Source organism: Sulfitobacter sp. OXR-159, from assembly GCF_034377145.1.
Classification (GTDB): Bacteria; Pseudomonadota; Alphaproteobacteria; order Rhodobacterales; family Rhodobacteraceae; genus Sulfitobacter.
This window is the reverse complement of record NZ_CP139707.1, coordinates 3,117,392-3,139,159: the sequence shown is the minus strand read 5'-3', so window position 1 is coordinate 3,139,159 and position 21,768 is coordinate 3,117,392. Positions and strand designations below refer to the sequence as shown.

Sequence of the window (21,768 nt, the reverse complement as noted above, 5' to 3'; positions counted from 1 at the left end):
TTGAAATTCCTCAAGACAGCTCTAGCCCCAGGACTTTATTTCGTGGGCGTCCCAATCGGCACCGCACGCGATATCACGCTGCGTGCGCTGGACACGCTTGCCGCGGCGGATCTGCTGGCGGCAGAAGACACGCGCAGCCTGCGCAGGCTTATGGAAATCCACGGGGTACCGCTCAATGGACGCAAGGTAATCGCCCTGCACGACCACAGCGGCACATCCGTGCAAGAGCGGCTTATCGCGGCCATCCGCGAGGGCAAATCGGTTGCCTATGCGTCAGAGGCGGGCATGCCCCTGATCGCCGATCCGGGCTTCGAGCTTAGCCGTGCCGCCGCCGAGGCGGGGGTGATGCAGACCTGCGCACCGGGGCCCTCGGCGGTGCTGACCGCTCTGGCGCTGGGCGGCCTGCCGACGGATGCGTTTTTCTTCGCAGGCTTCCTGCCCAATAGTAAATCCGCACGGATCGCGGCGCTGGAAAAGCTGCGCGACGTGCCGGGAACCTTGGTATTTTACGAATCACCCAAACGGCTTGGGGCCATGCTGCGCGATGCGGCAACCGCGCTGGGCGCGGGGCGCAAAGCAGCCATGTGCCGAGAGTTGACCAAGAAGTTCGAAGAAATTCGACGCGATACGCTTGAAAGCCTTGCAGAGACCTATCAGGGCCAATCGCCAAAAGGCGAAGTGGTCGTTCTTATTGATCGAAGCCGTTCAGAGTCTGTTAATCACCTTGACCTAGAAACAGATTTGCAACGGGCGCTTAAAGAGATGTCGATGCGTGACGCTGTCGATTTGGTGGCGCAGGCCCATGGCCTGCCACGGCGGCAAGTCTATCAGGCGGCATTGGCGCTCGGCAAAAGTTAGGACAACAGTCGGAGTAACGAACATGGCGCAGGGTGACACAGGAATGATGCGAACTGCGGCCAAGCGCCAACGAGGCCGCATGGCCTATCATGCCGGGATCGCAGCCGAAAATAGGATCGCGCAAGACTACGAAAGACGCGGCTTTGCCATCGCGCGCCGCCGCTGGCGTGGCCGCGCCGGAGAGATTGACCTGATCCTGCGCGATGGGGCTGCCTTGATTTTTGTCGAAGTGAAGCAAAGCCGAAGTTTTGCGCGTGCCGCTGAAAGCCTCTCTGCCCGACAGATGCAGCGCATCTACCGCTCTGCCGAAGAATTCCTTGCCGGTGAACCTGCTGGCAGCCTGACCGAAGTGCGCTTTGACGTGGCGCTTGTCGATGGGCAGGGAGCCACGGAAATCATCGAAAACGCTTTTGGCTACGGCTGACCCATTGCGCATAGGCCCCTGCTGCGCCATCTAAGAAGCGATCCCAAACGCCTGCACCGTCGGTCCGGGTCGGATCACGACAAGGTAAGCAGCGGGGGACGCCGATGAAAATCGCCTTTCAAATGGACCCGATCGGGGACGTGAACATCAACGCCGACAGCAGCTTTCGGCTGGCCGAAGAAGCACAGGCGCGGGGGCATGAGCTGTTCTTTTACACACCCGATCATCTGGCGTACCAAGAGGGGCGGATCACCGCGCGGGGCTATGATTTTACCGTACAGCGCGTGCTGGGCGATCATGCCCAGTTCGGAGGTGAACGTGAGGTCGATCTGGCCGATTTCGACGTGGTCTGGCTGCGCCAAGACCCGCCCTTCGACATGCATTACATCACCTCGACCCATTTGCTGGATCGGCTGAAAGACACCACATTGGTGGTCAACGATCCCTTCTGGGTGCGCAACTATCCCGAGAAACTTTTGGTTCTCGATTTCCCCGACCTGACGCCGCCCACGACCATTGCGCGGGATCTATCGACCATCAAAGCCTTCAAGGCGAAGCACGGCGATGTGATCTTGAAGCCGCTCTATGGCAATGGCGGCGCCGGGGTGTTCCGGCTGGATGCCAATGACCGCAACCTTACCTCGTTGCATGAGCTGTTCACCGGTTTCTCTCGGGAGCCGCTGATCGTTCAGAAATTCCTGCCTGCCGTGTCGAAAGGCGACAAGCGCGTCATCCTTGTGGACGGGGAGCCAGTAGGAGCGATCAACCGCGTACCGGCGGAAGGCGAAACGCGGTCGAATATGCATGTCGGCGGGCGACCGGAAAAGGTCGGGCTGACCGAGCGCGATCTGGAGATTTGCGCCGCCATTGGCCCATTGCTGAAAGAAAAGGGTCAGGTCTTCGTCGGTATCGATGTCATCGGCGACTATTTGACCGAAATCAACGTGACTTCTCCCACCGGCATTCAGGAACTGGAACGGTTCGACGGCGAGAATATCGCTGGCAAAATCTGGGAGGCGATCGAGGCCCGCCGCGGGTGAGCCTGCGCCAGCATCTTTTGAACCGCTGCCTGCGCCTGACAGAGAAGCCTTTGTTGGCCCGCGCAAACCCTCAAATGCTGCGGGCCACGATGGAGATGCAGGCGCGGCTCTTTTTCAAAGGGCCGCGCGATGTCTTCTTCGAATGGCGGGGCTTGCCGGGGGCGGGTTCGGTGCTGTGGCTTACGCCGCAGGGCCCTTCGAATGGTCGCGTGATCCTCTACGTCCATGGCGGCGGATTTGTCTTCGGCAGCCCGGAAACCCACCGTGCCATGGTCGCGCGTTTGGCGCTGCTGACGGGCGCGCAGGCGGTGCTGCCGCGCTATGCGCGGGTGCCGGAAGCGGCCTTTCCCAAACCTGCGGAAGACATCCGCGCGGCTTGGGACGCGCTGTGTCGGACAGGCATCGCCGCGCGGGACATCGTGATTGGCGGCGACAGCGCGGGCGGTGCTTTGGTCTTTGACCTTTTGGCGGAGCTTTGCCGCGAAGGCGCGGCGCTGCCTGCGGGCGTCTTCGGGCTTTCCCCCTTGTTGGACATGACCTTTTCCGGCGCGAGCTTCACGCAGAATGCCGAAAGTGACGTGTTGTTGCCCGCCGCCCGCGCGGCAGAGATGGCGCGGCTATATCTGCGGGGGCAGAGCGCAGAGAGCCCGCGGGCAAGTCCGATCCTCGCGGATTTCAAAGGGGCGCCGCCGGTCTGGCTTACCGTGAGTGACAGCGAAATCCTACGCGACGACAGCCGCCGCTTTGCGGCCCGTTTGCGCGACGCGCAGGTGCCGGTCACCTTTCAAGAGGTCCATGATCTGCCGCATGTTTGGCCGCTGTTCCAAAACCACCTGCCGGAGGCGCGCGAGACCCTTGCGACCCTCGCCGAGTGGATCAGCGCCTTGCCGCCGGATCGGGCAGGCGAAAGCTGATCGCTTCGGCCATATGGGGGCGGCGCACCTCGGCGGCACCCTCGAGATCGGCGATGGTGCGGGCCACGCGCATGACCCGGTGATATCCACGCGCGGAGAGGCAAAACCGTTCAGCCGCACGCAGCAGCAGGTCGCGCGCTTCCGCATCCGGGCTGCCGACCGTTTCGAGCAATTCCCCCGCCGCGTCGGCATTGGCCGATATGCCGTCATGCTGGGCGTAGCGGGTTGATTGGAGCGCCCGCGCGGCAGCGACCCTTGCCGCAACCTCGGCAGAGGTGTCGCCGTTGGCGGGCAGGTTGAGGTCACTGTAGCTGACGGGGGGCACGTCGACACGCAGGTCGAAACGGTCCATCAGCGGGCCCGAAATGCGGCCTAGGTAGTCTTCGCCGCAGGCCGGGACGCGGGCGCAGGCGCGGGCCGGATCGGGCAGATATCCGCATTTACACGGGTTTGCTGCGGCCACCAGCATGAAGCGGCAGGGGTATTTCACATGGGCGTTGGCGCGCGCGATCATGACCTCGCCAGTTTCGATCGGCTGGCGCAGGGTTTCGAGGACCGTGCGATTGAACTCTGGAAACTCATCCATGAACAGCACGCCATTATGCGCGAGGGATGCCTCACCCGGTCGTGCTTGGCGTCCGCCGCCGATGATCGCGGCCATCGAGGCCGTGTGATGTGGCTCGCGAAAGGGGCGGCTGCGGGAAATGCCCCCCTCATCCAGAAGCCCGGCGAGGGAGTGGATCATCGACGTCTCCAGCGCCTCGGTCGCGGTGAGCGGCGGCAGGATGCCCGGCAGCCGCGCGGCCAGCATGGATTTCCCCGAACCCGGCGTGCCGACCAACATCAAATGGTGCCGTCCGGCGGCCGCGATTTCCAGCGCGCGTTTGGCGCGTTCCTGACCTTTGACTTCGCGCAGATCACGGCCTGCTGCGGTCAATGGCACCTCCCCCGGCTCTGCGGGGGTGATCGGTACTTGGCCTGTGTAATGGCGAACAACGTCGCCTAGATTGGCCGCGGCGATGACCTGTGTGTTGCCGACCCAAGCGGCCTCTGCTCCCGATCCTGCGGGGCATAGGAGGCTGCGGTCGTGGGTGGCGGCAGCCATCGCCGCGGGGAGGGCGCCGACGACCGGCATGAGCGTACCGTCAAGCGAAAGCTCTCCCAAGGCGACCACATTCTGGGTGATGTCCTCTGGCAGGATGTCGAGCGCTGACAGAAGTGCCAGTGCGATGGGCAGGTCGAAGTGACTGCCCTCCTTGAGCAGGTCTGCCGGGGAAAGGTTCACGGTGATGCGTTTTGACGGCAAGGCGATGGCCATGGCACTGAGCGCGGTGCGCACCCGGTCGCGCGCTTCTGACACGGCCTTGTCCGCCAGTCCGACGATAGAGAAACCGGGCAGGCCCGCAGTGACCGCGCATTGCACCTCGACAATGCGCGCCTCAACCCCCTGAAATGCGACCGTATAGGCCCGCGATACCATTGCCCACTCTCCCGCCTTGCTATGGTTAATCGGTAGGCAAGACGGGTTTAGGAATGGTTAATGCAGGTCTTAGGCCGCCGTAGTGACGGGCCAGTCCCGTTTGGGCAAACCAAGCTCATAGGGGAACGGTTCATACGCGGTTTCCAACCCGGCAGCGCGCCATGTTTTGAAGGCCGGATCATGGATTGTGGCGTCGCAATAGGCCCGCGCATCAGCCGAGACTGGCAGGTCATAACCGACGATCCGCGCGGCAACCGGGGCATAGAATACGTCAGCGAGCGAGTAGGCCCCGAAAAGCCACGGCCCTGCGCTGCGCGGCTGGCTGCGGGCATGTCGCCACAGGTCCTCGATGCGCTCTAGGTCCTGCCGGGTGTCAGCATCCGGGTCGAACCCCTCCCACACATGTTGCAACTGCATCGGGCAGGCTCCGCGCAGCGCGCCGAAGCCGGAAGCCATCGCAGCACATAGCCAGCGCGCCGTGGCGCGTGCGGCTGGATCAGCGGGCCAGAGCCCGGCATCGGGATGCCGTTCGGCCAGCGTTTCGGCCATGGCCAGCGTCTCTCCCACCACGGTGCCGTCGGGCAGACGCAAGGCAGGCACCAACCGCGCCGGGGCGAGGGGGGCAAGGTCTTGGGCCATGGTCCCACTGTAGAGGCCGACCAGATGCGCGCGGTAAGGAAGATCAAACTTCTCAAGCATCAGCCACCCCCTGAGGGACCAACTGGAGAAGGTGCGATCGCCGATATAAAGATCATATGTCATAGGCGAAATTAGGCAGAAGCAGGTCGCCAAGCAAAGCCCTTTGTGCGGCGGTGCAGGCTAGGGCGTGTGATTAATGCCGTTGATCCGCCAAGTGCCGCTTTCATGTACCAAATGCGTGACCGAGAGATTGTCGATCTTATGGGCCATCGCCTCAAGCGGGCCGCCGCCTTGGGCCTGTTGGACCTGCGTGAGGATCACCCCGAAATGCGCCACGGCGATCACATGGGCGTTGGGGTGGGCCGCGTTGATCCGTGCCACCACCCGGTCGACGCGGGACTTGGTCTGATTCCAGCTTTCCCCTTCGGGGGCCGCGACATCGCCGGGCGTCTCCCAATAGGCGCGGCTGAGGTCGGGGTCACGCGCGGCAACCTCGGAAAAATGCAGCCCGTCCCAAGCGCCGAAATGCAGTTCGCGCAGCCCGTGTTCATGGGGCAAGCGGCGGCGCTTGGGCTGGGCGAGCGCATCCGCCGTATCCACCGCGCGCATCAGGTCCGATGAGACAAGCAGCGCGTCGTCAGGCAGGTGCAGGTTCAAACGTGCCAGACGGGGAGCATCGGAAAGGTCAGCCGGGACATCGCGCCAGCCGACAAAATTTTTCTCATGGGTCGGGCCGTGGCGCACCCAATGCCAAATGGTCACGGCATCTCCCCTTTCAGCAGTTGCGGCAGGCCCACGACGACCTGCACCACGGTGTCCGCCTCGGCGGCCAAGGCGATGTTGAGCCGTCCCTGCGCCTCGCGGAATTGCCGCGCCATGGCGTTTTCGGGCACGATGCCTTGGCCGACCTCGTTCGAGACGATGACCCAATGCGCGGCACAGGCGCGCAGAGCCGTCAAAAGCGCCGCCTGCGCCTCGGCTAAATCGCTGCCTTCCATCAGGTGATTGCTAAGCCACATGGTCGCGCAGTCGATCAGCACGATTTCGCCTGCGGGCAATTTTGCCAGCGGTTCGGTCAGATCGAGCGGGCATTCAACGGTGCGCCATCCTGCATCACGTCTTGCTTGATGCTTTTTCACGCGTTCTTGAACTTCGTCATCCCAAATGCGTCCGGTGGCAAGGTAAGTCTTTGGCAGGCCGCTGGAATTTACGAGGGCCTCTGCCCATTCCGACTTGCCCGAGGCCGCCCCGCCTAGGGCAAAGGTAGTTCTAGGCAACATCTTCTCACCAAATATTTGAACCAAATGGCATGTCTCTGCGTATCTCCACCAACGGCCCATCACAAGGTGCGCCACGCATTTCTCAAGGGGGATACCAAATGTCATTGCAGACCGCTCGCGAATTTTCACTCACCCGCACCGCAATGAAGGCCGAATTGCTCGATGCCGAGACAGAGTTGGAACTGGCTTATGCGTGGCGTGATCAGCGGGATGAGGCCGCTCTGCATCGTTTGATCACCGCATACATGCGTTTGGCGATCTCAATGGCGGGCAAGTTCAAACGCTACGGCGCGCCGATGAACGATTTGATCCAAGAGGCCGGTCTGGGTTTGATGAAAGCCGCCGACAAATTCGACCCCGACCGCGGCGTGCGGTTCTCGACCTATGCGGTCTGGTGGATCAAGGCGAGCATTCAGGACCATGTGATGCGCAACTGGTCGATGGTACGGACCGGTTCGACCTCCTCGCAGAAATCCTTGTTCTTCAACATGCGCCGCGTGCAAGCCCGGCTTGAGCGCGAAGCCACGGCCATGGGCGAGACATTGGACAAGCACCAGCTGCGCCAGATGATCTCGACCGAGATCGGCGTGCCGTTGCATGATGTCGAGATGATGGAAGGGCGTCTGTCGGGCTCTGACTATTCGCTGAACGCCACGCAATCGGCTGAGGACGAAGGCCGCGAGTGGATCGAAGCGCTGGCCGACGAAAGCGCGCAGGCCGCGGAACGTGTCGAAGAAAGCCACGACACCGCGCAACTGCGCAACTGGCTGCTGACGGCCATGCAGGGGCTGTCCGAACGGGAGCAGTTCATCGTGCGCGAGCGCAAATTGCGCGACCCTGCCCGCACCTTGGAGAGCCTCGGGGATGAGCTGAGCCTCAGCAAAGAACGAGTGCGCCAGCTTGAGGCCGCGGCCTTTGGCAAAATGCGCAAGTCGCTTGAACTGCAATCGCGCGAGGTTTTTGCCTTTCTCGCCTGACCCCCTTCAGCGATGCCCACCGGGGCTGGCAGATTTCGCCGCCCCGGATTAAGGTCTCCCGAACGCAAACGGGGGGCCTTTATGCTGTCGGGCAAACATATTCTGCTGATCATCGGCGGTGGCATTGCCGCCTATAAATCCCTCGATCTGATCCGCCGCCTGCGCGAACGCGGGGCCAAGGTGACCCCGGTTTTGACCCGCGCAGGTGAAGAGTTCGTCACCCCGCTTTCCGTCTCTGCCCTGACCGGGGTGAAGGTGTTTCGCGATCTTTTCGATCTGGGGGATGAGGCCGAGATGGGCCATATCCAACTTAGCCGCGCGGCAGACCTGCTGGTGGTCGCCCCCGCCACGGCTGATCTGATGGCCAAGATGGCGCAGGGTGCGGCGAATGATCTGGCCTCGACCCTGCTGTTGGCCACCGACACGCCCGTATTGCTGGCGCCTGCGATGAATGTGCGCATGTGGCAGCACCCCGCGACACAGCGCAACATCGCCACGTTGCGCGGCGATGGCATCACCATGGTGGGCCCGAATGACGGTGACATGGCCTGCGGCGAATTTGGACCGGGGCGCATGGCCGAACCGCTTGAGATTGTCGCCGCTGTTGAGGCGCAGCTTGGCAACGGACCCCTCAAGGGCAAACGCATCCTCGTTACCTCCGGCCCGACCCATGAGCCGATCGACCCGGTGCGCTACATCGCCAACCGCTCTTCTGGTGCGCAGGGCACGGCCATCGCGCGCGCGCTCAGGGCTTTGGGAGCAGATGTGACCTTTGTCACCGGCCCGGCAGAGGTCGCGCCGCCCGAGGGGGTCAAGGTGGTGCCCGTGCAAACGGCGCAAGAGATGATGCAGGCGGTAAACGCCGCACTGCCCGCCGATGCCGCCGTCTTTGCCGCTGCGGTGGCCGATTGGCACGTGCAGGGGGCAGGGGACCGCAAGCTGAAGAAATCCAAAGACGGGCTGCCCAGTCTCAAATTCGCGGAAAACCCCGACATCTTGAAAACCATCAGCCAGCGCAGCGAAGGCCGCCCCGCGCTCGTCGTGGGCTTCGCGGCAGAGACCGACGATGTGCTGGCCCATGCCACCGCGAAACGCGCGCGCAAGGGCTGTGACTGGATCGTCGCCAACGACGTTTCCCCCGCCACCGGCATCATGGGCGGGCGCGAGAATGCCGTGACGCTGATCACCGACGCGGGCGCAGAGGACTGGCCGCGCATGGGCAAGGATGCCGTGGCCGCCCGTCTGGCCGAACGCATCGCCGCAGCACTTGCCTAAGGGGACGCTATGACCACGATCAAACTCTGCTGGGCCGATGGCGCGGATCGCAGCCTGCCAATGCCCGCCTATGAAAGCGCAGGCGCGGCCGGCGCGGACCTGCGGGCCAACCTGCCCGAAGGTCCGGTCACGCTGGCCCCCGGCGCGCGGGCGCTGATCTCGACCGGATTGCATATGGCGATCCCGCAGGGATTCGAGGTGCAGATCCGCCCGCGCTCGGGCCTTGCGCTGAAACATGGGATCACCTTGATCAACGGCCCGGGCACCATCGACAGCGATTATCGCGGCATCGTGGGGGTGATCATGGGCAATATGGGGCAAGAGGCTTTCACCGTCGAACAGGGCATGCGCATCGCGCAGATGGTCGTGGCGCCGGTGGTGCAGGCGGGGTTCGATCTGGCCGACAGCCTTGATGAAACCCCGCGCGGCGCGGGCGGTTTCGGCTCGACGGGGGCGCACTGATGCTGGCGGTTTTAATCATCGCTGCCGCTCTTTGGTTTGGCGGCGGGTTTCTCGGCCTGCCGCGCGGGCTACGTGCGGGGCTGGTTGCGGTTATGTATCTGGCTTTGGTGGGGCTGCATCTGGTCTTTCCAGCCACACACCCGCTGCGGCTGGCCACCGGGGGCAGCGCCGCGCCTTGGCTGCTGCTGGGCGGCTTCGTTGCGCTGGTGATGCTCTACCGGCAGGGGCTGGCAACCCTGCGCGCCCGCGCCACACCGCGCGAACCGGCGGCGCCCCAGACCTCGGGCCGTTTCTCGGACAGTGAACTCAACCGTTATGCCCGCCATATCGTACTACGCGAGGTCGGCGGAGCCGGGCAAAAGGCGTTGAAAAACGCCAAGGTGCTTGTCGTGGGGGCGGGTGGCCTCGGCGCGCCGGCGCTGCAATATCTCGCGGCGGCGGGCGTTGGCACCATCGGGGTGATCGACGACGACACGGTCGAGAACGCGAACCTGCAACGGCAGGTAATCCACAAAGACGCGGCCATCGGCACGCCCAAGGTCTTCTCGGCCCAAGCCGAGATGCTGGCGCAAAACCCCCATATCACCGTGCGCCCCTACCACCGTCGCCTCAGCGACGAGATCGCCGCCGAACTGGTGGCCGACTATGACCTCGTGCTCGACGGGACCGATAATTTCGACACCCGTTACCGGGTCAATGCCGCCTGTGTCGCGGCTGGTAAGCCACTAATTTCAGGCGCGCTCAGCCAGTGGGAGGGGCAGCTCAGCATCTTTGATCCCGCGCGCGGTGCGCCCTGCTATCGCTGCATTTTTCCGCAAGCGCCTGCCGCGGGGCTGGCACCCTCCTGTGCCGAGGCCGGGGTGATCGGGCCGTTGCCCGGCGTGATCGGCACGATGATGGCGCTTGAGGCGGTGAAGCTGATCACCGGCGCGGGCAGCGTGCTGCGCGGCGAGATGATGATCTACGACGGGCTTTACGGTGAGACCCGCAAGATCGGGCTCAAGCGGCGGGCGGGCTGCGAAACCTGCGGCGGGTGATTGCAAGTCTCCTTCCCGCGCCCCATCTAGAGCGCAAAGGAGATTTACATGACAAATCCGCTGCTCGCTGACTGGAACACACCCTTCGGCATCGCCCCCTTTGACCGCATTTCAGACGATGATTTCGCCCCCGCGCTTGAGGAGGCATTGACCGCCCACCGGGCCGAGATCGACGCCATCGCAGAGAACCCCGCGGCGCCCAGCTTTGCCAATACGATCGAGGCGCTCGAAGCATCCGGCGACGCGCTCGACAAGGTGCTGAGCGTGTTCTTCACCGTCGCGGGGGCCGACAGCAACGGCGCGCGCGAGGCGTTGCAGCGCGATTTCTCGCCCAAGCTTGCCGCGCATCAACCGGCGATCTCGGGCAACACCAAGCTCTTTGCCCGCATCGCTGCCATCTGGGAGGCCCGCGACACGCTCGATCTGACCGAGGAGCAGGCCCGCGTGCTGATGCTGACACATCGCGGCTTCGTCCGCTCCGGCGCGGCGTTGACCGGGGCGGCCGCCGAGCGGATGAAAGAGATTAAGGCGCGGCTGGCGGTGCTGGGCACGCAGTTCACGCAAAATCTGCTGGCCGATGAGCGGGATTGGTTCATGCCGCTGTCGGAGGGCGATCTGACCGGCTTGCCGGATTTCGCGCTCGACGCCGCCCGCGCGGCGGGCAAGGAGAAGGGCGCGGAGGGCCCGGTGGTCACGCTCTCGCGGTCGCTGATCACACCCTTCCTGCAATTCTCAGACCGTCGCGACCTGCGCGAAAAGGCGTTTCGTGCGTGGGAAGCACGCGGTGCCAATGGCGGGGAAACCGACAACCGCGACATCGCTGCCGAAACGCTGGCCCTGCGCAAGGAGCGGGCGGAACTTCTGGGCTATGAAAATTTCTCCTCCTACAAGTTGGAAACCGAAATGGCCAAGACGCCGGACGCCGTGCGCGACTTACTGATGTCGGTCTGGAAACCGGCCAAGACGCAGGCCGACGCCGATGCCGAGGTGCTGACCGCGCTGATGCGTGAGGACGGCGTGAACGGGGCGCTGGAGCCATGGGATTGGCGCTACTACGCCGAAAAGCGCCGCGCGGCAGAGCATGACCTCGATGAGGCGGCGCTGAAACCCTATTTTCAGCTCGACCGGATGATCGACGCGGCCTTCGACTGTGCCAACCGGTTGTTCGGCTTGGCGTTCGCGCCGCTCGACGTGCCGCTCTACCACCCCGACTGCCGAGCGTGGGAGGTCACGCGGAACGGCAAGCATGTGGCGGTCTTTATCGGCGATTACTTCGCGCGCGGCTCGAAGCGTTCGGGCGCATGGTGTTCAGCGATGCGCGCGCAGGCGAAGTTCCCCCGCGCGCAGGCGCCGGTGGTGATCAACGTCTGCAATTTCGCCAAGGGCGACCCGGCGCTGCTGTCCTATGACGACGCGCGCACGCTGTTTCACGAGTTCGGCCATGCGCTGCACCAGATGCTGTCGGACGTGACCTACGAAAGCGTCAGCGGCACCTCGGTGGCGCGGGACTTTGTGGAATTGCCCAGCCAACTTTATGAGCATTGGCTGGACCAGCCCGAGGTCTTGCAGAAATTTGCCACCCACGCCCGGACGGGCGAGCCGATGCCGCGTGAGATGCTGGACAAGGTGTTGGCGGCGTCGACCTTCGACATGGGGTTCCAGACGGTGGAATATATCGCCTCGGCCCTCGTCGACCTGGAGTTCCACGACGGTGCCCCGCCCGCCGATCCGATGGCGAAACAGGCCGAGGTGCTCAGCAGCATCGGCATGCCGCAGGCGATCCGGATGCGCCACGCCACGCCGCAATTCGCGCATGTCTTCTCGGGCGACGGATATTCCAGCGCCTATTACAGCTACATGTGGTCCGAGGTGATGGACGCCGACGCTTTCGCCGCCTTCGAAGAAGCGGGCGGCGCCTTTGACGCGGAGCGCGCCGAGGCGTTGGAGACCCACATCCTGTCGACCGGCGGCAGCCGTGATCCGGCAGAGCTTTATACCGCGTTCCGGGGGCGTCTGCCGGGGGTCGAGGCGCTGCTCAAAGGGCGCGGGCTGGCGGCCTGAGCCTTGACGCGGCCGGGGGTTAGTACCCCCGGTCGCGGTCTACCAGATGCAGCAGAGGCTCTCCGGCCTCGCTGCGGCGGATGTTCTCAGCAATGACTTCCGAGGCGGTCTCATTGCGCGTGGCCGCCGCGATATGCGGGGTCACGGTGACGCGCGGATGCGCCCAATAGGGGTGATCCTCGGGCAGCGGTTCCACCCGGAAGACATCCAGCGTGGCATGGGCAATCTGCCCGCTGTCGAGCGCGGCAAGCAGGGCGTCATCATCAATCAGCGGGCCACGTCCGGGATTGATGATAAACGCGCCTTTGGGCATCTGCGCCAGCGTTTCGGCATTCAGCACGTCTCGCGTGGCGGGGGTGTCAGGCATCAGCAGTACCGCGATCTCGGCCCGTTTCAGTGTCTCTGTCAGGCCGTCGTCGCCATGCAGGCAACGCACGCCCTCAATCTGCTTTTCGCTCCGCGACCAGCCGGTCACATCGAAGCCCAGACCCACCAACGCTGCGGCCACCGCTTGGCCGAGCGCACCGATGCCCAACACCGCCACGCCCCGCTCGCGTGCCAGTGGCGGGGTGCGCGGCTCCCATTTGGCGTCCTTACGCAGGATATCGGTATCCATCCCCAGATGATGGCGCAGCACATGGCCCGTGACCCATTCGACCATGCCGTGGGTCAGGCCGAAATCGACCATCCGCGTCAGCGGGATATTCAAGGTCTCATTGCCGGTGATCGCCTCCACCCCGGCCCAGAGGTTCAGCACCGTCTTGGCGCGGGTGTAGGGGCTGAAATCCTGCAGGTCGCTGTTGGGGGCATAGACGATATAATCGACCTCCTGAGGTGGCAGGTCGGTGGCCAGGTTGAAGTCCTGCCCGGGCAAAGCTTTGCGCAGGGCGTCGTTCAAAGGCTTTTCGTAGCCGTCCCAGCGTTCGGCTTTAGCGGCGAAGAGAATATTGATCGTCATGAATTACCTCGGTCTATGAACATGCGCCGATTGCACCAGCCCAAAGGCCAGCAGCAGCACCAGCATGGCCGAGCCGCCATAGCTCACCATCGGCAGCGGCACGCCAACCACCGGGGCCAGCCCCATGACCATCGACATGTTAACGGCGAAAAAGAGAAAGAAGTTGAGCGCGATGCCCAGTGTCAGCAGGCTTGAGAACCGGTCTTTGTTCTTCACCGCCGAGGCCACGCAGAACAGGATGATCAGCGCATAAAGCCCCAGCAGAGAGACGCCGCCGACGAAGCCGAACTCTTCGGCCAGCGTGGTAAAGATAAAGTCGGTGTGTTTCTCGGGCAAGAAGTTCAGCCGCGACTGGGTGCCCTGCATGTAGCCGCGCCCTGACCAGCCGCCCGAACCGAGCGCGATCTTGGATTGGGTGATGTGGTAGCCCGCGCCAAGCGGGTCTTGGCTGGGGTCGAGAAAAGTGTCGATGCGGCGGTATTGGTAATCTTTGAGCAGTTGCCACGGGGTGCCACGCGATTGGAAGACGGCGGTGACCAGCCCGATGGCGGCGGTGATGACGGCGGCGAAATAGGCCCAATGCACACCTGCAAGGAACATCAGCCCGCCCCCGGCGGTCAAAAGCAGGATCGAGGTGCCCAAGTCGGGCTGTTTCAGGACCAAAGCGGTGGGGACCACGATGATCAGGATCGGCAGCAGGACCCAAAAGGGGCGCGAGACCTTTTTGACCGGCAGCCAGTCGTAATAGGCGGCCAGAAACAGCACCAGCGTGATCTTCATCAACTCCGACGGTTGCAGCCGCATGAAGCCAATGTCGATCCAACGCTGCGCGCCCATGCCGACAGAGCCAAAGAGTTCGACCGCGACCAGCAGCACCAAGGTCGCCCCATAGGCCACGCCCGACAGGTTGCGCCAGAGCCAGATCGGCACCATCGCCACAGTGAACATGATCGCAATGCCCATGCCAAAACGCTTCATCTGCGGTTCAGCCCAAGGGGAGAATGACCCGCCCGCGACCGAGTAGAGCATCAAGAACCCCACGCCCGCGACACTGGTCAACAGGATCGCCAGCGGCCAGTTCATGAAAAGGATCTTGCGCAGCCCCGTCGGGACGGATTTGACCGTATGCTCAAGATAGCTCATGCCTGATCGTCTCCCGCTACGCTGGCCGAGGTTTCCGGCGCGGTGTCGCGCAGCTCTTCTTGCTGGGTGGCGATGCGGCCCCGGTCGGACTTGGGGTAGGCTTCGAGCGGCGGCTCGCCCCCGGCCATGGCCTGCAACATCACGTCGCGCGCAATTGGGGCGGCGGCGGTTGACCCGCCCCCCCCGTGTTCCACCAGCACGCAGGCCGCGTATTTGGGTTTGTCGTAGGGCGCGAAGCACACGAACAGCGCGTGGTCGCGGCGCTCCCACGGCAGGTCGGCGTTGCTGGTCACACCACGGGCGCGTTCGGCGGCGGTGATGTTGCGCACCTGACTGGTGCCAGTCTTGCCCGCCATGCGCATCGTGTCGTCGATGATGCGGCTGCGATAGCCGGTGCCGCGGCGATCGTTAACCACGTCGTACATCGCTTTGCGCAATTGGCGCAGGTTGTTTTCGTTCAGGCCCATCGGCTCGCCCGCGCCGCTGGGTTGTTCCACCCCGTCGATGGATTTGATCAGCCGCGGCGCCACCGCGCGCCCGGTGGCGATCCGCGCGCTCATCACCGCCAGCTGCAGTGGGGAGGACAGGGTAAAACCCTGCCCAATGGAGGCGTTGACCGTGTCGCCGACGACCCAATCTTCACCCCGGGCCGAGCGTTTCCACTGTTTGGTCGGCGCAAGCCCACCCGCGACCGAAGACAGCGCCAGATCGTGTTTGATCCCAAGGCCAAAGCGGTTCGACATGGCGGTGATCTTTTCGATGCCCACCTTCACGGCCAGATCATAGTAGTAAACATCGCAGGATTGCTTGAGCGAATCCTGAAGGTTGACCCATCCATGGCCCGCGCGTTTCCAACAGTGGAACCGCCGGCCCGCGACCTCCAGATGGCCAGGGCAATAGACGGTCTCATCGGGGGCGACGATGCCCTCTTCGATGGCGGCAAGTGCCACGATCATCTTGAAGGTCGAGCCGGGCGGGTAGGTGCCTTGTACGGGTTTGTTCACCAGCGGGCGGTATTTGGAGTTTAGCAGCGGGTTATAGTCCGCCGAAGAGATGCCGCCGATAAAGAGGTTCGGGTCATAGCTGGGCGAAGAGGCCAATGCGGCCAGATCGCCATTCTCGCAGTCAATAATGACCACGGCGGCGCTTTCGTCTCCCAGACGGGCCTGCACATAGCGTTGCAGATTGGCGTCGACGGTCAATTGCAGATCCGCCCCGGCCTGACCTTCGCGCCGCTCCAACTCGCGCATCACGCGACCTGTGGCATTCACTTCAACATGTTTGGTGCCCGCCGCGCCGCGCAGCAGGTTCTCGGCGCGGGCTTCGACGTTGATTTTGCCGATTTGAAAGCGCGGGATGCGCAACACCTGATCGGGGTTCTCCAGCGCGTCGAGGTCGGCTTGGCTCACCCGGCCCACGCGGCCAACCACATGGGCGAAATCCGCGCCGCGCGGGTAGACGCGGGTCAGGCCCACTTCGGGAGTGACGCCGGGCAGGGCAGGGGCGTTGACGCTGACCTTGCTCACGACCTCCCAACTGACGTCATCGACGATGGTGACGGGCAGGAAGGGCGCGGAGCGGGCCATCTCGGTCATGGCGCGTTCGCGGGTTTCGTCATCAATTTCGATAACTTGGGCCAAACGTTCCATCACCGCCGCCACGTCGCCCGCGTCTTCGCGCACCATGACGATCCGGTAGGAGGGGACGTTGTCGGCAAGCTGTACGCCGTTGCGGTCGAAAATCTCACCGCGGGAGGGCGGGATCAGGCGGATGTTGATGCGGTTCTCTTCGGCGAGCAGGCGAAATTGGTCGGCCTGATCGACCTGCAGATAGCGCATCCGCGCGGCCAGACCGCCCATGAACAGCAGTTGCGCCCCGCCCAAAAGCGCGGCGCGCCGGGTCAGGCGCGTGTGGTTTGCATCGTTGTCGGCGCGGCTACGTCTCATCTCATCGCTCCCCGATCACACCCGTTTGCCAAGCGCGTCCAGATCGCCCGGCGCGGTCTTGCGCACGCCCATGATACCATGGGTCACCGCCACGATCAGCGGATAAGCGAGCATCGTCAGTGCCAATTCCGTGAGGTTCAGCGTCATGGCGGGCGTGGGCACCAGTGCAAGGCTCAGCAAAATGCGGTTGGCAAAGATCACTATGGTCAGGATCACCGCCACGGTCAGCCATTCGGCGGCAAAGCTCGCATCCCGCAGATGCCGCCCCCGCGACTTGAGGTTCTCGACCCCGATCAAGGCCAGCACCGCCCAAAGGCCGGGCGGGCGTTGCAGCAAGAGATCCGCCAGCAAAAAGACCAAGGCCAGAAACAGCGCGGGCACATATTCAGGCCGTCTGAGACCCCAAGCGCAGGCGAAGCCCAACAGCAGGTCCGGCCCGGCCCAAGGGCGCGGGGTCGTCTCAAGCGGAAGCAGGTGGAAGAACAAGATCACCAGCGCCAGCGCAACAAAGCTCAGGCGCATGACCCACAGGCGGCTGCGTGACAGATCGGTCATGGCTGCACTCCGACCGGCGCCGCCGGGTCGGCCAAGGGGCCATCGGAGGTGATGACATGGACGGTGTCCGGCACGGTTTCATTGCCATGGTGGCGCAGCACGCGCAGGAACTCCAACCGCTCGTAATCCGCCGCCAGCCTGACGCGAAGACGCCCGCCCGGATCGGCGGCGACCTGACCGATCAGGATGCCCGCCGGGAACACCCCGCCATCGCCCGAGCTGATCACCCGGTCACCGGGGCGGACCAATTCACGGTTCTCGATGAAATCAAGTGGCGGCGCGGCGCTGTTGTCGCCCGCCACGATGGCCCGCTGGCCAGAAGGCTGGATCGTCGCCGGAATGCGGCTGGAAGCGTCGGTCAGCAGGATCACGCGCGCGGTGTTTTTGCCCACGCCTGCAATGCGGCCCACAAGGCCGATGCCGTCCATCGTGGCCCAACCTTCAACCAGCCCATCACGCGCGCCGACGTTCAGCAGCACCGATTGGCGGTAGGGCGATCCGCTGTCGGCCAGAACGGTGCCGGTGATGAATGTGAGGCGCGGGTCAAGCCGCACGTTGTTTAGATCCAGCAGGCGGGCGTTCTCTTGCTCTAGCTGAAGGGCCGCTTCTTTCCACGCCTGCATCTGCCGCAGTTCCGAACGCAGTTCGCGGTTCTGTTCGCTCAGACGTTGGTAGCTCTGGAAATCGCGCAGAAGGTTAATGGTGCCTGTCACCGGGGCCATGGCCCAATCAAGGTTCGGCACGAAACGGTCGGTCACCTGCGCGCGAAAGCGTTCAACGCGGGGGCTGTCGATGCGCCAAAGCAAGAAAATCCCGACCAGCGCCAACACCAACACAGCCAGCAGCAACCGGCGCAGGGGGCCGGTGAAATCGCTGGAACTGGAACGGTCTTTGGGCATCTGTGCCGAAACTCCCACCCGGTCAGGCGGGGCGGTGTCGCCGCGTGCCGGGTCTGGCTAACTTGCCAGTGTTAACTGTCGTAGTCGATCGCGTGGCGCAGCTGTTTCTCGTATTCCAGCGCTTTGCCGGTGCCGAGGGCCACGCAGTTCAGCGGCTCATCCGCGACCGAGATCGCAAGGCCGGTCTGCTCGCGCAGCGCCAGATCAAGATCACCCAGCAGCGCACCGCCGCCTGTCAGCATCACGCCCCGGTCGACGATGTCGGCGGCCAGATCCGGCGGGGTGGTTTCCAGCGCGGTCATGACGGCTTCGCAAATCTGCTGCACCGGTTCGGCCAGCGCCTCGGCGATCTGCGCTTGGGTCACTTCGATTTCTTTCGGCACACCATTCAGCAAGTCACGGCCCCGGATCTGCATTGAGGTGCCGCGCCCGTCGTCGGGCATCCGCGCCGTACCGATGGAGGTTTTCACCCGCTCAGCCGTGGTTTCCCCGATCAGCAGGTTCTGCTGGCGGCGCAGGTAGCTGATGATGCCTTCGTCCATGCGGTCACCGCCGACGCGGACAGAGCGTGCGTAAACGATGTCGCCCAGCGACAGCACCGCAACCTCGGTCGTACCGCCGCCGATATCGACGACCATGTTACCCGTGGGATCGGTGATCGGCATGCCCGCACCGATGGCCGCAGCGATGGGTTCCGCAATCAGCCCGGCGCGGCGCGCACCAGCGCTCAGCACCGACTGGCGGATTGCGCGTTTCTCAACCGGGGTCGCCCCATGCGGCACGCAGACGATGATCTTGGGTTTGGAGAAGGTCGAGCGCTTGTGCACCTTACGGATGAAGTGCTTGATCATTTCCTCGGCGGTGTCGAAGTCGGCGATGACCCCTTCACGCATCGGGCGGATCGCCTCAATGCTGCCGGGCGTCCGGCCCAGCATCAGCTTGGCGTCTTCGCCCACGGCGAGCACTTTCTTGACGCCGTCTTTGACGTGATAGGCCACCACCGAAGGCTCGCTGAGAACGATGCCCTTACCCTTGACGTAAACCAGCGTATTCGCGGTGCCGAGGTCGATCGCCATATCGGAGGAGAACAGGCCGCGGAATTGATCGAGGATGGACATAACAGTAGCGGAGCCTTGCAAATATTCGGACAGGCCCGCCAGCATGGGACCACGCGCGGGCTATTGGCTCTTATAGGGCGCACAGGGTCAGGGTGAAAGGGGCAAGACCGCAAAGGTGGCGCGATATTGCCGCCGCGCTATCATAGAGCGGTATATTTAGGGCGCAGCACAGGCGGAGGTCGGCGATACCATGCAGAAGATACAGACACTTGGGGTGCATCACATCACCCTCACCGGGGCCGATCGGCAAAGTTCAATCGACTTCTGGGAGGGCGTTTTGGGAATGCCTTTCATTTTTGACCAGCCCAATTTGGATGACCCGGATGAGGGGCATTTGTATTTCGATCCCGGCGACGGACGGCTGATCACGATTTTCACCAATGAGACCCGCAAGCGGGTGCACAATCGCACGCCGATGGATCCGGGCTGCGTGCATCATCTGGCGTTCGAGGTGGACCGCGCGATGTTTGATCAGGTGCCGGAGCGACTGGAGGCGCGCGGCATTGGGCATTCGGGGGTGAAAGGCCGAGGCTTTATGCATTCGATCTATTTCAAGGATCCGCTGGGGCAGTTGATCGAGCTGGCCTGCTACACCTTCATCCCGCCGCGCGGGTCGAGCCATGCCGAGGTGATGCTAGAGGCGCATAAGCTGCGGGTTGCGGCGGGGGATGATCATATCCAGCGGCAACATCTGGCGGATGCGGTGGTGATGATTGTGGAGCGGGGGCAGGCATCGCTGAGTGCGGATCGCGGGGCGAAGAATCCTTATTGAGATTGGTTCTCCGTTGGCGACTGCCGCCCGGCCCGGGACAAGCCGCAGGCGCCGGGCCATCGCCTGCCCGCTCCGTCACGCCGGAGGCGTGCCGGAATGAACTGGGCGCACCTTTGGTGCGACCGGGTAGGCGATTTGGTGAGGCTGGGTGGGACCTAGAAAACGCACACCACGGCTGCACCATAAAGTGGCACCAACTTAGCCTTGGATCGCCAACCCGCGGGCAGGCGCTGGCCCTCCCCGCAAAGAAGAAGGACGGGGTTTCCCCCGCCCTCCGCATCAACTCACATCTTTATAATTGATCTCGCGCTTGTCCGTGCCGCCCTTCTCACGCCGCACCAACAAACGGTTGAGCGCGTGGATATAGGCCCGCACACTTGCCACCACGGTATCGGTATCCGCCGACTGGCCAGTCACGATGCGGCCCTCTTCCTCCATCCGAACCGAAACCGTCGCCTGCGCGTCGGTGCCTTCGGTCACGGCATGCACTTGGTAAAGCTGCAAGCGCGCGGTGTGCGGCACCAGTGCCTTGATACAGTTGAACGCCGCGTCGACGGGGCCATCGCCGGTTTGGTTGGTGGACTGCTCAGCACCATCCACATCCAGCACCATATCGGCGGTCTGCGGGCCATCGGTGCCGCACACGACCTTCATCGATTTGAGGCGAATGCGGTCTTCCTCGGGATCGGTCGCGGTGCGCATCAGCGCAATCAGGTCATCCTCGTAGATTTCCTTTTTGCGATCAGCCAATTCCTTAAACCGCACGAAGACATCCTTGAGCTGGTTGTCGCCCAGTTCAAACCCGAGGTCTTCGAGCTTGGACCGCAGCGCGGCGCGGCCTGAATGCTTGCCCATGACGATGTTGGTCTCGGTGAGACCCACGTCCTCGGGGCGCATGATCTCGAAGGTCTCAGCATTCTTCAGCATGCCGTCTTGGTGGATCCCGCTCTCATGGGCAAAGGCGTTCTTGCCGACGATGGCCTTGTTGAACTGCACCGCAAAGCCTGAGACAGCAGCGACCCGGCGCGAGATGTTCATGATCTTGCGGCTGTCGATGCGCGTCTCGTAAGGCATGATGTCATTGCGCACTTTCAGCGCCATGACGACCTCTTCGAGCGCCGTGTTGCCCGCGCGTTCGCCCAGGCCGTTGATGGTGCATTCCACCTGCCGCGCCCCTGCCTCGACAGCGGCAAGGCTGTTGGCCGTCGCCATGCCTAGATCGTTGTGGCAGTGGGTGGCAAAGATGATCTCATCCGCGCCCGGCACGTTTTCGAGCAGTTTGGCGATCAGATCGGCGCTTTCACGCGGGGCGGTATAGCCCACGGTGTCGGGGATGTTGATCGTGGTGGCCCCGGCTTTGATGGCGATCTCGACAACGCGGTAGAGGTAATCAAGCTCGGTCCGCGTGGCATCCATCGGCGACCATTGTACGCTGTCGCAGAGGTTGCGCGCGTGGGTCACGGTCTCATGGATACGGTCGGCCATCTCATCCTGTGTCAGGTTCGGAATGGCGCGGTGCAGGGGCGAGGTGCCGATGAAGGTGTGGATGCGCGGCTGACGGGCATGTTTCACGGCCTCCCAGCATCGGTCGATGTCGCCCAATTGGGCGCGGGCAAGGCCGCAGATCACGGCGTTTTGCGATTGGCGGGCAATCTCGCTCACCGCGTTAAAGTCGCCTTCGGAGGCGATGGGAAAGCCTGCTTCGATGATGTCGACGCCCATCTCATCCAAAAGCTGCGCAATCTCCAGCTTTTCGGCATGGGTCATCGTCGCCCCGGGGGATTGTTCGCCATCCCGCAAGGTGGTGTCAAAAATCAGCACACGGTCCTGTTTCGTCATATCGGTCATCCTGGGTTCTTTCTTTGCTGGTATCCTTGGCGCGCGACACATCCCTCTGAGCGGGCGCGCCGAAGGGCACGCTCAGAGGCGA

At 63.5% G+C, this 21,768-nt stretch carries 21 protein-coding genes; 10 read left to right on the top strand and 11 right to left on the bottom strand.

The genetic code is table 11. From position 1 onward, the window contains the following. The 4 genes from rsmI (at window position 1) to T8A63_RS16095 (ending at window position 3,236) form a co-directional block, all read left to right on the top strand. Window positions 1-858 carry a 16S rRNA (cytidine(1402)-2'-O)-methyltransferase gene (rsmI, locus tag T8A63_RS16110; protein ID WP_322344414.1) on the top strand — a complete coding sequence of 286 codons (858 nt, stop codon included), beginning with the start codon at window positions 1-3 and terminating at the stop codon, window positions 856-858. Between the two features lie 46 nt (window positions 859-904). Further along, window positions 905-1,282, top strand: a complete 378-nt coding sequence (locus T8A63_RS16105; RefSeq protein ID WP_067941502.1) for a YraN family protein — start codon at window positions 905-907, stop codon at window positions 1,280-1,282. A gap of 104 nt (window positions 1,283-1,386) precedes the next feature. Then, window positions 1,387-2,322, top strand: coding sequence for a glutathione synthase (gene gshB, locus T8A63_RS16100; RefSeq protein WP_322344413.1), 936 nt, complete (start codon window positions 1,387-1,389; stop codon window positions 2,320-2,322). Continuing rightward, complete coding sequence (locus tag T8A63_RS16095) at window positions 2,319-3,236, top strand: alpha/beta hydrolase (RefSeq protein WP_322344412.1); 918 nt, start codon at window positions 2,319-2,321, stop codon at window positions 3,234-3,236. The genes gshB and T8A63_RS16095 overlap by 4 nt, the downstream gene beginning before the upstream one ends. Here T8A63_RS16095 and T8A63_RS16090 read toward each other — a convergent pair. From T8A63_RS16090 to cobU, 4 genes are all read right to left on the bottom strand, one after another. Further along, window positions 3,199-4,716: a YifB family Mg chelatase-like AAA ATPase gene (locus T8A63_RS16090; RefSeq protein ID WP_322344411.1), complete on the bottom strand. Its 1,518-nt coding sequence runs from the start codon at window positions 4,714-4,716 to the stop codon at window positions 3,199-3,201. The two genes, T8A63_RS16095 and T8A63_RS16090, sit on opposite strands and share 38 nt — an antisense overlap. A 69-nt stretch (window positions 4,717-4,785) precedes the next feature. Continuing rightward, window positions 4,786-5,478, bottom strand: coding sequence for a glutathione S-transferase (locus tag T8A63_RS16085; protein WP_322344410.1), 693 nt, complete (start codon window positions 5,476-5,478; stop codon window positions 4,786-4,788). Between the two features lie 57 nt (window positions 5,479-5,535). After that, a complete protein-coding gene (locus T8A63_RS16080; protein WP_322344409.1) occupies window positions 5,536-6,117 on the bottom strand; it encodes a histidine phosphatase family protein in 582 nt (193 codons plus the stop codon). Next, window positions 6,114-6,635 carry a bifunctional adenosylcobinamide kinase/adenosylcobinamide-phosphate guanylyltransferase gene (cobU, locus tag T8A63_RS16075; RefSeq protein WP_322344408.1) on the bottom strand — a complete coding sequence of 174 codons (522 nt, stop codon included), beginning with the start codon at window positions 6,633-6,635 and terminating at the stop codon, window positions 6,114-6,116. The genes T8A63_RS16080 and cobU overlap by 4 nt, the downstream gene beginning before the upstream one ends. A 98-nt stretch (window positions 6,636-6,733) precedes the next feature. Here cobU and T8A63_RS16070 point away from each other — a divergent pair, with 98 nt between their 5' ends. The 5 genes from T8A63_RS16070 (at window position 6,734) to T8A63_RS16050 (ending at window position 12,447) form a co-directional block, all read left to right on the top strand. Beyond that, window positions 6,734-7,612 (top strand): RNA polymerase factor sigma-32, encoded by an 879-nt coding sequence (locus T8A63_RS16070; protein ID WP_067626281.1) that lies wholly within the window; start codon window positions 6,734-6,736, stop codon window positions 7,610-7,612. Between the two features lie 81 nt (window positions 7,613-7,693). Continuing rightward, window positions 7,694-8,887 (top strand): bifunctional phosphopantothenoylcysteine decarboxylase/phosphopantothenate--cysteine ligase CoaBC, encoded by a 1,194-nt coding sequence (coaBC, locus tag T8A63_RS16065; RefSeq protein WP_300055424.1) that lies wholly within the window; start codon window positions 7,694-7,696, stop codon window positions 8,885-8,887. Between the two features lie 9 nt (window positions 8,888-8,896). After that, window positions 8,897-9,349 (top strand): dUTP diphosphatase, encoded by a 453-nt coding sequence (gene dut / locus T8A63_RS16060; protein WP_322344407.1) that lies wholly within the window; start codon window positions 8,897-8,899, stop codon window positions 9,347-9,349. Next, window positions 9,349-10,386: a molybdopterin-synthase adenylyltransferase MoeB gene (locus tag T8A63_RS16055; RefSeq protein WP_322344406.1), complete on the top strand. Its 1,038-nt coding sequence runs from the start codon at window positions 9,349-9,351 to the stop codon at window positions 10,384-10,386. The genes dut and T8A63_RS16055 overlap by 1 nt, the downstream gene beginning before the upstream one ends. Window positions 10,387-10,434: 48 nt before the next feature. Continuing rightward, complete coding sequence (locus T8A63_RS16050) at window positions 10,435-12,447, top strand: M3 family metallopeptidase (RefSeq protein ID WP_322344405.1); 2,013 nt, start codon at window positions 10,435-10,437, stop codon at window positions 12,445-12,447. Between the two features lie 19 nt (window positions 12,448-12,466). Here T8A63_RS16050 and T8A63_RS16045 read toward each other — a convergent pair whose 3' ends face one another. The 6 genes from T8A63_RS16045 to T8A63_RS16020 all read right to left on the bottom strand — a co-directional run bounded on the left by T8A63_RS16045 (window position 12,467) and on the right by T8A63_RS16020 (window position 19,066). Further along, entirely contained in the window at window positions 12,467-13,405 is a 939-nt protein-coding gene (locus T8A63_RS16045) for a glyoxylate/hydroxypyruvate reductase A (protein ID WP_322344404.1), read from the bottom strand. Window positions 13,406-13,408: 3 nt separating this feature from the next. Next, the gene (rodA, locus tag T8A63_RS16040) at window positions 13,409-14,548 is read right to left on the bottom strand and encodes a rod shape-determining protein RodA (protein ID WP_067916467.1); all 1,140 of its coding nucleotides are present in this window, start codon (window positions 14,546-14,548) and stop codon (window positions 13,409-13,411) included. Beyond that, complete coding sequence (gene mrdA, locus T8A63_RS16035) at window positions 14,545-16,494, bottom strand: penicillin-binding protein 2 (RefSeq protein WP_067626889.1); 1,950 nt, start codon at window positions 16,492-16,494, stop codon at window positions 14,545-14,547. The genes rodA and mrdA overlap by 4 nt, the downstream gene beginning before the upstream one ends. Window positions 16,495-16,509: 15 nt before the next feature. Beyond that, on the bottom strand, window positions 16,510-17,049 hold the full coding sequence (locus tag T8A63_RS16030; RefSeq protein WP_067936126.1) for a rod shape-determining protein MreD: 540 nt from the start codon (window positions 17,047-17,049) through the stop codon (window positions 16,510-16,512). Then, on the bottom strand, window positions 17,046-17,948 hold the full coding sequence (gene mreC, locus T8A63_RS16025; RefSeq protein ID WP_300055444.1) for a rod shape-determining protein MreC: 903 nt from the start codon (window positions 17,946-17,948) through the stop codon (window positions 17,046-17,048). Before mreC ends, T8A63_RS16030 begins: the two co-directional genes overlap by 4 nt. A gap of 71 nt (window positions 17,949-18,019) precedes the next feature. Next, window positions 18,020-19,066: a rod shape-determining protein gene (locus tag T8A63_RS16020; RefSeq protein ID WP_040700660.1), complete on the bottom strand. Its 1,047-nt coding sequence runs from the start codon at window positions 19,064-19,066 to the stop codon at window positions 18,020-18,022. 190 nt (window positions 19,067-19,256) lie between these two features. Between T8A63_RS16020 and T8A63_RS16015 the strand changes: the two genes are divergently transcribed. Continuing rightward, window positions 19,257-19,838 (top strand): VOC family protein, encoded by a 582-nt coding sequence (locus tag T8A63_RS16015; protein ID WP_322344403.1) that lies wholly within the window; start codon window positions 19,257-19,259, stop codon window positions 19,836-19,838. A gap of 279 nt (window positions 19,839-20,117) precedes the next feature. Here T8A63_RS16015 and T8A63_RS16010 read toward each other — a convergent pair whose 3' ends face one another. Beyond that, on the bottom strand, window positions 20,118-21,686 hold the full coding sequence (locus tag T8A63_RS16010; RefSeq protein ID WP_322344402.1) for a 2-isopropylmalate synthase: 1,569 nt from the start codon (window positions 21,684-21,686) through the stop codon (window positions 20,118-20,120). Window positions 21,687-21,768: the final 82 nt, after the last annotated feature.